The organism is uncultured Holdemanella sp., from assembly GCF_934772795.1.
In the GTDB taxonomy this organism is placed as follows: Bacteria; Bacillota_I; Bacilli_A; order Erysipelotrichales; family Erysipelotrichaceae; genus Holdemanella.
This window is the reverse complement of the sequence record NZ_CAKVMR010000008.1, coordinates 1-12,327: the sequence shown is the minus strand read 5'-3', so window position 1 is coordinate 12,327 and position 12,327 is coordinate 1. Positions and strand designations below refer to the sequence as shown.

General features: G+C 34.5%; 10 protein-coding genes and 2 pseudogenes. 2 read left to right on the top strand and 10 right to left on the bottom strand.

Annotation, left to right across the window (positions count from 1 at the left end):
- Positions 1–22: 22 nt before the first annotated feature.
- The 4 genes from Q0F04_RS02950 to Q0F04_RS02935 all read right to left on the bottom strand — a co-directional run bounded on the left by Q0F04_RS02950 (position 23) and on the right by Q0F04_RS02935 (position 2,605).
- Positions 23–556 (bottom strand): cupin domain-containing protein, encoded by a 534-nt coding sequence (locus Q0F04_RS02950; RefSeq protein WP_117571398.1) that lies wholly within the window; start codon positions 554–556, stop codon positions 23–25.
- A gap of 130 nt (positions 557–686) precedes the next feature.
- Positions 687–1,298 carry a hypothetical protein gene (locus Q0F04_RS02945; protein ID WP_295749956.1) on the bottom strand — a complete coding sequence of 204 codons (612 nt, stop codon included), beginning with the start codon at positions 1,296–1,298 and terminating at the stop codon, positions 687–689.
- Positions 1,299–1,385: 87 nt separating this feature from the next.
- On the bottom strand, positions 1,386–1,976 hold the full coding sequence (locus Q0F04_RS02940; RefSeq protein WP_295749954.1) for a hypothetical protein: 591 nt from the start codon (positions 1,974–1,976) through the stop codon (positions 1,386–1,388).
- 11 nt (positions 1,977–1,987) lie between these two features.
- Positions 1,988–2,605 (bottom strand): flavodoxin family protein, encoded by a 618-nt coding sequence (locus Q0F04_RS02935; RefSeq protein WP_117571395.1) that lies wholly within the window; start codon positions 2,603–2,605, stop codon positions 1,988–1,990.
- A 64-nt stretch (positions 2,606–2,669) separates the two neighbouring features.
- Here Q0F04_RS02935 and Q0F04_RS02930 point away from each other — a divergent pair, with 64 nt between their 5' ends.
- Positions 2,670–5,168 carry a translation factor GTPase family protein gene (locus Q0F04_RS02930; protein ID WP_295749951.1) on the top strand — a complete coding sequence of 833 codons (2,499 nt, stop codon included), beginning with the start codon at positions 2,670–2,672 and terminating at the stop codon, positions 5,166–5,168.
- A 40-nt stretch (positions 5,169–5,208) separates the two neighbouring features.
- Positions 5,209–6,117, top strand: coding sequence for an FAD-dependent oxidoreductase (locus tag Q0F04_RS02925; RefSeq protein ID WP_295749949.1), 909 nt, complete (start codon positions 5,209–5,211; stop codon positions 6,115–6,117).
- A gap of 72 nt (positions 6,118–6,189) precedes the next feature.
- Here Q0F04_RS02925 and Q0F04_RS02920 read toward each other — a convergent pair whose 3' ends face one another.
- The 6 genes and pseudogenes from Q0F04_RS02920 to Q0F04_RS02895 form a co-directional block, all read right to left on the bottom strand.
- Complete coding sequence (locus tag Q0F04_RS02920) at positions 6,190–7,047, bottom strand: YitT family protein (RefSeq protein WP_295749947.1); 858 nt, start codon at positions 7,045–7,047, stop codon at positions 6,190–6,192.
- A 13-nt stretch (positions 7,048–7,060) separates the two neighbouring features.
- The gene (locus Q0F04_RS02915; protein WP_295749945.1) at positions 7,061–8,356 is read right to left on the bottom strand and encodes an AAA family ATPase; all 1,296 of its coding nucleotides are present in this window, start codon (positions 8,354–8,356) and stop codon (positions 7,061–7,063) included.
- A gap of 138 nt (positions 8,357–8,494) precedes the next feature.
- Complete coding sequence (locus Q0F04_RS02910) at positions 8,495–8,800, bottom strand: nitrous oxide-stimulated promoter family protein (RefSeq protein ID WP_295749942.1); 306 nt, start codon at positions 8,798–8,800, stop codon at positions 8,495–8,497.
- Positions 8,800–10,425 carry an ABC transporter ATP-binding protein gene (locus Q0F04_RS02905; RefSeq protein ID WP_295749940.1) on the bottom strand — a complete coding sequence of 542 codons (1,626 nt, stop codon included), beginning with the start codon at positions 10,423–10,425 and terminating at the stop codon, positions 8,800–8,802. Before Q0F04_RS02905 ends, Q0F04_RS02910 begins: the two co-directional genes overlap by 1 nt.
- 1 nt (position 10,426) lies before the next feature.
- Positions 10,427–11,185, bottom strand: a pseudogene (locus Q0F04_RS02900) (ATP-binding cassette domain-containing protein).
- A gap of 569 nt (positions 11,186–11,754) precedes the next feature.
- Positions 11,755–12,327 (bottom strand): annotated as a pseudogene (locus Q0F04_RS02895) (hypothetical protein); the annotation flags it as partial.

Below are 12,327 nucleotides of genomic sequence, written 5' to 3'. Positions count from 1 at the left end.
GTATGTTCTCTCTCCTTGTCAATTAAAATACAGGCGGTGTAGATACCCATAACACTTTGGCATCTGCACTCGATACGTTTTCTAAATAATGCCCTTCCTTACCTGTAATATAGAAGGTTTCTTTTGATTTAACTTTTAACCTTTTATTACCAACAACTAAAACAATACTGCCCTTTAAAACATAGCCAAATTCCTCACCCTCATGAGCCTTGACTTCCTGTGACTTTGCGCCCGGTTTTAAAGTCAATAAAAGAGGTTCCATCTGATTCTTTTGGGCATTGGGAATAATATATTCCGTAACCAAATCTTCTTGTTCATTCACAAAAAAATCCTGCGTATGGAAAACAATCTGCTCTTCCTTGCTTGATTGAAAGAAATCAGCCAAATTGGTACCTAAAGCTTCCAATATATTTTCCAATGCAGAAATATTTGGACTTGTTAAGTCGCGCTCTAACTGAGATAAAAAGCCTTTCGTTAATTCACTACGATTCGCAAGTTCTTCCAAAGTCAACCCATTCTGGGTTCGAAGCTCTTTTAGTTTTTTGCCTATTTTCATTCAATCACCCCTAATTTGTTTTTTATACTAAACTTTTTGTTTCATTAAAAGAACAAATCTATTATATAGGAAACCATCAATTATGCAAGAAAAAAAGAGCATTTTTTCATGCTCCTACATTAAATTTATTTTACGGTTTCAGATTTCTTAAACGATACAATACACAATTTGTCATTACTGCCAAATATAAAGCCTCACTCATACCTTGCGTCTGTAAAGTCAATGGATAATCATCGCGAATCATAAAGTCCATACTGATGTTTGTTCTTTGTGATATTTTTAAGATCTTATCCACATTGATCTGCCCCTCATCCCAATACTTAGCGGTATTCCTTGATACCTCCATATACTTACCAAAATTTGTTTGAGATAAAGAAAAGACAACTTCCCGTATAAAGCGCATGCGATCGCCCATATCATTCTTTAAATTATATTCAATTTCTTTAAATTTCGAACTTCTTTTAATATCCGTAAATAGTTCGGGATGAATCAATTTCATAATGTCCTGAACCTGATCATTTGTTAAGCCATCCAAATTAATTGGTTGATTAAACATATGCTTAAAGAAAATCGAATCAATGGATTGATGATTATAATCCGCAAGAATGAGCACAATACATGGTTGTGTACGATTCTCAGAATGAATTTGCCTTCTAAAGTTAGGCAAAGACATATGGGCCGCTTTGGCAACTTCTTCTTCTGAAATATTATTATCTTCAATAAATTGCACAATTTGTCTCATAAAAAAACACCTCCACGTTTAACATAGAGATGTTTTAAGTATTTGTACTCGACCGAAATTCGAAAATCGGTCGATGAAGACAAATTTTTATGCTTTTGTCGTATTTTCGTTTTGAATATTCTTAATAATGTCCGTTAAATCCGCTTCATTGATAGCGCCATCATAGAAATCATTCAACGTTTCAATCAGACCCTTATCATCTGGTAAAACCGTTTCAAACACTTCTTTCATGTGTGCAGCCTCTTGGCTTGAACCTGCATACTTAACCGTCGCATGGATCATAGATGTATAGATGACATTCACCAACATTAAATGATATTTATTATTGTAACCCTCATTACGATTATCAATTACTGTATGGGTATTAATTAAAGCTGTTCCTTGATATTGAGCTAAAGTAGGAAACTCTAAATAAAGCCCTTTTATTGTCTTGTATGTCATTAATTTCAATGCATATATACACGCAAATTGTTCTAAATCGCCTAACATACGTAAATGATCATCACTGTCTAGAACCTTTTTAAAGTTAATGTCTAGTAATCTTGCCAAAACATCACTCACACATTCAAGATTGGTCTTACAAACCACTTCCTGACGACCCTCTAAATCCGTTGTGATTACGAATAAATCACCTTCGCAATCATAAAATATATTATCTGGATGTCTTAAATTCACCATACAATCACCTTTTAACGAATAAAATTCGTACCCTTTCTAATCTCTTTTTCAGGCAAACCATACGCCTCTTTACCTAAGGCAATACTTTTCATCAAGAATGTCATATTACGAGCTAGAGCACGCATCGTTTGTTTACCCTCTTCATCTTGCTCGGCTTCTTGTGCATTATTTCCATGAATCGAATTCCAATATTGACTCGACACAACGGGCATTCCACTAATTGTAAAATACTTATTTAATTCATCAAAAGTAGCACTTGCTCCACCTCGACGACAAGAAACAACACTTGCGCCTACTTTCATGGTCTTATCAAATCGAGCACAATAGAACAAGCGATCTAATACCGCAACGAGTGTCGCATTAGCACTGGCATAATATACAGGACTAGAAACTACCAATCCATCCGCTTCTTCAAATTTTGGCAACAATTCATTGACAATATCATCATATACACACTTACCAAGTTTTGTACAAGCACCACAAGCCATACAACCACGAACCGCTACGTTTCCCACTTGTACAATTTCGGTTTCAACACCATTTTCTTTAAATATAGCTTCCATTTCACGCAAAGCCAAATCATTCACTCCACTGTCATGTGGACTCCCATTCAACATTAAGACTTTCATATTTTTCCTCCGAAAAAACCTATCTCTATTTTATCATTTGCGTCAACATGATAAAATAATGCTTATGAAACGAATAGTAACTGGAATATTAGCACATGTCGATGCAGGAAAAACCACTTGTATTGAAAGTATGCTTTATACATCAAAAACAATCCGAAAATTAGGTCGTGTCGACCATCAAGATGCCTATTTGGATTATGATAATCAAGAAAGAGAAAGAGGCATCACGATTTATTCAAAGGAAGCTCACTTTCATTGGAAAGATAGCGAAATCTATTTGATTGATACACCAGGCCATGTTGATTTTTCAAGTGAAATGGAAAGAAGTCTTCAAGTATTAGATTTAGCCATTCTTTTGATCAATGGACAAGATGGCATTCAATCGCACACTTCTACCATTTGGAAATGCTTAAAGCACTACAAGATTCCTACATTGATTTTTATTAATAAGATGGACATTAGCTATAAGACAAAAGAAGAACTTATGAATGATCTTAAAACACATTTTTCATCCAACTGCATTGATTTTAAATCAAAAGAAGCTGAAGATGAACTATCCATGTTGAATGAAGATATCATGAATCACTATTTAGAAACAGAAACCATTGATACTTCACTTCTTCAACAAGCTATCTTTAAAAGAGAATGCTTCCCTGTATTCTTTGGTTCGGCCTTAAAAATTCAAGGCATTGAAGATTTAATGGATGCGATCATCGATTTATCTTTTATCCAAGATTATCCCGAAGATTTTGGTGCTCGCGTATACAAGATTTCAAGTGATGACCAAGGCAATCGTTTAACCCACGTAAAGATTACGGGTGGTACATTAAATGCCAAAGATAAAGTTGGAGCAGATGAAAAGGTAGACCAAATTCGTTTGTATAATGGAAAACAATATGAAATGGTACAAACCGCCTATCCAGGAATGATTTGTGCACTAAAAGGATTAAACAATTATGAAGTAGGCCAAGGCTTAGGATTTGAGTCCGACACGACAAAACCACTATTAAATGCCTATATGAATTATCAATTATTACTTCCCGAAGGTGTAGATGCGCTTACTATGATGCGCTACTGCAGTGTACTTGCCCAAGAAGATCCACAACTCCAAATTGAATATGATGAGCAGACGAAACAAATCTTTTTAAGGCTGATGGGATCTATTCAAATGGAAATTCTTCAAAAAGAAATTGAAAGAAGATCTAAAGTTAAAGTTGGTTTTACAACTGGTAAAGTCTTATTTAAAGAAACCATTCAAAATACCGTTATTGGAGTCGGCCACTTTGAGCCTTTAAGACACTATGCCGAAGTGCACTTAAAACTTGAACCATTACCTAGAGGTAAAGGACTTGTGTTCGAATCGAACTGTTCCAACGATGATTTGGCTTTAAACTGGCAAAATCTGATTTTGACACATTTAAAAGAGAAACAACACAAAGGTGTATTAACTGGATCACCCATTACCGATATAAAAATCACTTTAGTAGCGGGTAAAGCCCATTTAAAACATACAGAAGGTGGAGATTTTAGACAAGCTACGTATCGTGCTATAAGACAAGGTCTAAAAGAAGCCGAGTCTGTATTATTAGAACCTTATTATAGTTTTGAATTGATTGTTGAAAATCAATATGTTTCAAAGGCTTTGTTTGACTTAGAAAACAAGCATTGTACATTTAAAATTGAAGAAGACCTAAACAACCTTGTTCACATCAAAGGAACGGGACCTGTACGTGAGTTGATGGACTATCAAAAGGATGTCATTGCGTACACAAAGGGGAAAGGTCAATTTATTTGTGAGTTAGAAGATTATCATGCATGTTTTGATCAAGAAAAGATTGTTGAAGAAACAAAGTATGATAGTGAAGCCGATTTAAACAATCCAACCGGATCTATTTTCTGCGAACATGGAGCAGGTTATTTTGTGCCTTGGGATGAAGTCAAAGAACATATGCACATTCAAATCAAGGAAGCAAGCTCTACTTCGTATGCTTCTTATGTGAAACATACAGTTCGTGAAGAAGAATTAAAGAAAATATTTAATTCACTTGGTGGAAACAATAAGAAAGCTGAAAAGCCAATCAAGAAAAAAGCAAAGGTCGATATGAATTTAAATCAGATTCATGTCGAAGATAAAAAGCCAGAATGTTTAATGATCGATGGCTACAATATGATTTATGACTGGCAAGATTTAAAAGATATTGCCAAAGTAAACATTGAATCTGCTCGTGACGAATTGATCAATCGAATCTCGAATTATCAAGGATATAAACGCATTAAAGTTATCTTAGTATTTGATGGATATCGCGTCAAAAACAATGTAGGTTCACATTTTAACCAAGGAAATCTAGATATTATTTATACGAGATACAACCAGACTGCGGACAGCTATATTGAAAAGGCTGTACATGATTTAAAGAAGAAATATGAATTATCCGTTGCGACAAGTGATGGCTTGATTCAAAATGCGATTTTGGCCAATGGCGCAAAAAGAATCTCAGCTCGTGAGCTTGAGATTGCCGTAAAAAACGTAAACAAACGAGCACTTTCGTACTTAAAGAAATAGTTTATGATATAATAGCGAAAAAGATGGAGGAATTTGATTTATGACAAGAAAGATTGCCATTATTGGAGCCGGTCCTGCTGGCTATACATTAGCTCAAGAATTAGTTAAAACCGAAGATGATTACCAAATCGAAATTTTTGATAAGGAAGCTGAAATTGGTGGAGCCATTTATACAGGTATTCCTGGATATCGTATGCCAAAAGCATTCTTAGAAAAAGCCTATAACGGATTGGTTGAAGCCGGTGTTACATTCCATTTTAATACTTTTGTAGACCAAACTATGTTTAAAGAACTACAAGCAAACTATGATTATGTGGTTGTAGCGATTGGTGCCCAAATTGAAAATACTTTTGGTTTTGAAACAGGTAATGGTGTTGTTGCCGGATTAACATTACTTTATGATTTAAATATCAACCACAAACAAGAAGACTTTAAAAAATATAAAAAGGCCATTGTTTGGGGTGGTGGAAATGTTGCGATGGATTGTGCAAGATCATTAGTTCGTATCATTGATGATGTCACAATCGTATATCGTAGATCTTTACAGGAAATGCCTGCAAGTCCTGCAGAAATCAAAGCTTGTGAAAAAGAAGGCGTTAAGATTGCGTTCTTAAATAACATCAAAGACATTTTAAAAGATGAAAATGGAAATGTTTGTGGTGTTCAAGTTGCGAAGATGGAACTTGGCGAAATGGATGAATCTGGAAGAGCAAGCTGCCATGAAGTAAAAGATTCATTATTCACAATGGATTGTGATCTAGTTGCGATGGCTATTGGTCAAAAAGTAGACTTCACACCATTAAACAACGATTTAAAAACAACGGATACACACGCCTCTACATTAAATAATGTATTCATTATTGGAGATGCCTTTACAGGGCCTAAAACAATTGGTAGTGCTGTAATGGAAGGTAAAAAGATTGCCAAAGAAATCATAGGAGCGAAATAATCGTTCCTTTTTCTTTGGAAAAAAAACTACCTACACCAACTCTTGCCAAGTTTGTAGGTAGTTTTTACTACATCATAATCTCTTTTCAAATCCACCATCAATTTCTTGATCCTCGCTAATTGTCACAAAAGCCTTTGGATCAATTTCATTGACAATTTTTTTGAAGTTACGAATCTCATACTTATTGACAGCGCAAAATAAAATATACTGTTCTGTATCTGTATAAGCACCTTTACCCATCCAGTACGTTACACCACGACCTGTTCTTTCCATGATCACATTCTTCATGTTTTCTTTCTTTGTGAAAATCAATACGGTCATGTTGATATTCTGATAGTGGATACGATCACTAATAAAATAAAGAATGGCCACAAAGATAATGGAATATAGTGATGTCTGCAAATCAAAAATAAAGGCACAAATCGTAAATAGGATTGAATTAATAATAATCGATAGCTTACCAACCGAAAAGCCTGGTTTTGTCTTAGATAGACAAACTCCGGCAATATCCATACCACCACAACATCCACTGCTCTGTAAAGCAAGTCCAACTCCAATACCACACATTAAGGCTCCAAAAATACAATTTGAAAGCATATCTGGCATAATCACAATGGATTGTTTTGGCAAAATCGATAGAGTAATGGTTTGGACCACTAAACTAATGACAGTCTTGATACAAAACTCTTTATTCATGATTTTAAATCCCATAATGAACAAAGGAATATTGATCATAAAGTTAATGACACCCACCAAGTTCATGTGTCCAAGACTTGGCACCATCTTCATAATAAAATACTCAATGATTTGCGCAACACCAATGGCACCACCAAAGTTGATTCCATTAGGTGTCACAAATAAATAAATCCCTAAAGAAAGTAAGATACTTCCTACAATTAATTCAATATACTTTTCAACATATTCTCTCATTTTTTTACCCAACCTAATCTACATACATAGCTAAGTATAATGGAAGAGTAATTTTTTTGCCATGAATTCCACAATTTCCATTCGCAAATTTATATCCATAAGGAATATTTTCATTTTTCAACAATTGATCCATGGATTGTGAACGATTATTTCCTGCCTTTACTTCGACCGGAATTGCTTTTGTGTTTTGTTCAATCAAAAATTCTATTTCTAAATTCTTATTTTGGTAATAGTGAAGCGTGTGATGACTTTTCATTAAAATATCCGCTATCAGGTTTTCATATATACCACCCTTTACTGGACCCGTTAAAGTATCATCTAATATAGCTTGTTTCATTTCAAAACCATACATTGCGACCAACAAGCCTAAATCCGTTAAATACATCTTGTAGAATTTATCATTTTCATATCCGACCAAAGGGAATTGGCAGGCAGACACATTTTTACACAGCCATACAAGCCCAGCATCTCTTAACCACTCAATACTATTTTCAAATTTTCTTGCAGTAGCCTTAGATTCCACAACAGAAAACTGAAATTTTTTATTCTCTTTTGCGAGTTGCTTCGTAACCGACATGTAACAATTCTTTACCTTTGGTTTTTCAGACGATGATGCATACTTCGAAATATCGTCCATATAACTTGAAATAATTTGTTCCTGAACTTTTTGTACTTGTCCAAAATGATTTGAGTCTAAATATGTTTGCACAACAGCAGGCATTCCACCTACGACAATATACTCACGAATCAATCGCATGAATTGATTATGTATTTCCTCAGGAATTCTCTCTTTTGAATCATAATATTTTTTTAATATCTCCAACGTATTTTCACTATATCCTTTTGCCCACAAAAATTCTTCAAAATCTAAACCATACATTGTAACCGACAACTCATAGCCAACAGGTATACTCGTTACTTCCTTATAGCTAATACCTAATAAAGATCCACTTGCGACTACATCATATCTATTATCTAATGCCAAGAATTTCAATGCCGTACGCGCATTCGGGCATTCTTGAATTTCATCCAAGAAAATCAATGTATCCCCTTCAATAAATCGTATATGAGGCATCACCAATGTCATTCTCGAAAATATTTCTTCTGCTGATAATGAGTTTTCGAATATAGTCTTTAATTGTGGATTCTCGATAAAATTTATATATATATAGCTCTTATAATTATTCTTTCCAAAATAATCAATAATATATGTCTTACCAATTTGCCTTGCACCACGAACCAATAAACACTCTTGATTTTTTTCTTTTGACCACTTCAATAAAGTATTATAAAACTTTCTTCTTAACATAGGCACCTCCTAATCCCATTATATCATTTTTGCATATTTTTCGAGGATATTTTTTACTTTTATGCATATTTTTCGAGGTTATTTTAAACAAAAATGCATATTTTTCGAAGTTATTTTCGATCAACATGCATATTTTTCCTATTTATCTGTAATTTGATAGTACAAATGACGAATCGCCATAACTGGATGATACACCAACATTCTAGGTCCAGAAAAACGCATCACTTTACGTATCTGTTCTCTTTCATCTTTCTTGTAACAATGCACCTTGCATTGTGAACAAAATATCTTTGTTTCCATAAAAGGACACTTTTCAATGCGCATCTTTGCATATTCATACAAAGCCAAACACTCTGAACACAACTCTTTATCTTTATGATTCTTTCTGCAATACAAATGTATCATTTCATACACTGTACGCATTTCTTTTTCCCGCTTATCCATTAGCTGACCCTTTCAGATTCCATATGAATTATACGATCACAATGTGATAAAGTCGATTCTCGATGTGAAACAAAGACAATGGTTTTATCTTTTCTTTCTTCATAGATTGATTTTAAGATAGCCCCCTCATTTAAGCTATCCAAATTACTTGTTGGCTCATCCAATAAAACAAGTTTCGCATCATGTAAAAACATACGCGCAAGACCCATTCTTTGTCTTTCTCCACCGGATAATGAACCACCCAATTCTTCCACCATAGTTTTATAGCCATTTGGCAACGACTGAATATACTCATGAATATTCGCCTTCTTACAAGCCATTTCAATTTCTTCTACTGTCGCATCCTGCTTAGCAACTCTTAAATTATTCTCAATCGTATCATGGAAAAGAATCGTTTCCTGCGTGACATATCCTTCATTCTCTCTTAAATTGGAAGTATTTAAAGAACAAATATTCAAGCCATCTACATTGATTTCACCCTTTGATACATCCCAGAAGCGCATCAACAATTTCAACAACGTACTCTTTCCACTGCCACTCTTGCCTTGGATTCCAATGACTTCATTTTCTCGAATACTCAAATTCATATCCTTTAAAATTTGTTCTTCATCATACGCAAAATCTACATATGAAATATCTAAATTATTAAATTTAGCTTCATTACCATTTACTACTTCTTCAACCATAGGTGACTCATCCAATAGTGATATGACTCTTTGTCCAGCTCCAATGGTCTGCAATAAAGTAGAACCCAAATTCGCCAATGCGATGACAGGTCCAAAAGAAGATATTTGAAGAACACTCGATACAACAGTTGATTGAATTGAACTCTTCATAGATACATGAATCAAACATAAACCCAATGATAATAAGACAACACATAGATTCGTTAATGAAATCGTCTTAGCTTGAAAATGCTTCAATTCCTTTTCGCGTGTAGCCAAAATAGAAGTTTTCTCATTCAACCCCATTAAACGATTATCCGTATCCATATACTGCATACTTTCCTTTAAACCACGCATACTCTCTAATACATAACTATTTAGATTGGCTGCTTCTTTACGATACTCTACACCAATCTGTCTAGATTGTTTAGAAATAAAGATTGGTAAAACCACTCCCACCACAACATAAGCTAAAAGTGAATAAAGTCCATAAATCCATCCAAACTGCATTTGAATACCCACACAAACTAGACTTGTGACAAGCGCAATACAAATTGGAGAAATCGTATGTGCATAAAACACTTCCAATAGTTCAATATCCGAAGTAATCAAAGAAATTAAGCTTCCCTTATCTTTCACTTCCAGTTTTGCAGGACACAATCTTCTTAATGCCCCGAACACCTGATCACGAATACGAGCCAACAATTTAAAGGCAATATAGTGATTACATGCCTGCTCTGCATAGCGCAAGATTCCTCTTAAAAGTGCACACACAAATAATAAAACCACAATCGTATGAAAACTAAATAGTGGATCATTTACTAAGGCCATACTTGAAAGCACTGGAATAAAAATGGCACATAAAAAGCCTGCCACACCCATCAGGATGGCACAAATCATAAATCCAGTTAATGGAAATACAAGTTTTATTAAACGTGAAAATATTTGAATTGTACTCATATTAGGCACCATATCTTTCTAATTCTTTTTGCGTATTAAATAAGTCACAATACACACCATTCTTTTGAAGCAACACTTCATGTGTTCCACGCTCTACAATATTTCCATCTTTTAAACAATAGATTTGATCCGCATGGATTAGATTGGCCAGACGATGCGAAATACAAAGCACAAGCTTTTCTTTTGACAACTCATACAAGACTTCCATAATCTTATTTTCACTCTCTACATCAATATTACTTGTTGCCTCATCCATGATGTAGATTGGTGAATCCTTCAATAAAGCTCTAGCCAAAACTAAACGTTGTCTTTGTCCTCCAGATAAGTTTTTACCACCCTCTAAAATACGCATATCCAATCCACCTTGTTCATTTACAAAATCAAGGATACCCACCTTCTCTAATACACGATTCATCTCTTGTTTTGATACTTCTTTAGCCATAGCTAAATTATCTCTAAGACTTCCACTAAATAAGTAGCTTTCCAAAGAAACTAAAATCACTTATGGATAGATATTGATATCCTTGATTTCATAATTTGATAGCTTTAATTCCCCACTATAATTCGAATATTGTCCCATCAATAAAGAGGCAATCGTACTCTTACCACTGCCACTCTCACCTACAAAACCAATTAATCCTTTGTTGGCTTCAAAACAAATATCGTGCAAGACTTCTTTATCGGTATATCCAAATCGAAGATTGGATGCAGAAATCGAATAATTATTTATATTTACATTTTGTTTCTCTTTTGTTTCCATTTCTAATATCGCAAACAACTTATCACTCGCTGCCATACCATTCATCGCAATATGAAAGTAAGACCCTAACTGGCGCATAGGAATAAAGAATTCTGCAGAAATTAAAATAATGAATAGAGTCTGAAATAAATCAGTTGTGCCTCTTAACGCAAACACAATCCCCAATGCACTTCCTCCATAGGCAACCAAATCCATAACAGTAATGGAATTTAACTGCATTGTCAAAACACGCATTGTGATCTTACGAAAGTTTTCACTTTCCACATTCATCTTTTCATGATAATGACCATCGGCCTCATAAATTTTAAGCGTAGTTAACCCCTGAAGATTTTCTAGAAAACTATCCCCTAACTTCGTGTATTGTCCCCACTGACTACTCCTCACCGCAAGCAGTGAGGGTTCTTAACTGACAACATTATGCAGAAATCGTACATTATTTTCAAACTTTGGATTCCTGTCTTTCTGTTGGAGCAGTGAACTCTACAATCAAGCACTACATTTAGCACATTAGCGATTGTTTTCTGTATCTCTACATGGAAGCATAGTCAATCTCCCAATTTAACATTTATTTAATTTACTCTTATTCCACTATTCATGACTTTGATCTGATTCATTTGGATATACTCTATTGTTTCATTTTGGTTTTTATACTGGTTCTCAAATTCATGAATACACTTGTTCTTATCGATTTTGTTTGTATTTAGATCAATGCAGTACAAAAGAAAGGATGAGTATAGATCTCTTTGTACCATTGTTCCATCTTGAAGTTTATACATCCTTTGCGACAATGATTTCTTAATATATGTATCACTCGTATGATCATACTGGCTTGCCTTATAGTCATTTGGCACTTCAACATAGATTCTGAACTTCCTTTTAGCCTGACTTTGAAAATAGCCTGGACATCTATTTTTTATGGATCTTCCAAATCGTTTCTTGCGCTTTCCAGTTTTTGCACGCTTCTGCAGTTTCTTGGCATTCTTTGGTTCTGTCACAAAAACATCCCCTAAGCTTCTTAATTCATTCACATCTTCATTGATAGCTAAATGTCGATTGGTCGCATTAATTCTGCATAGCTCTGTATGTTTCGTTCTCAATTTCTTATAGCGATTCGAGTATGTCCACTTCTTCTTTCCTTTTTT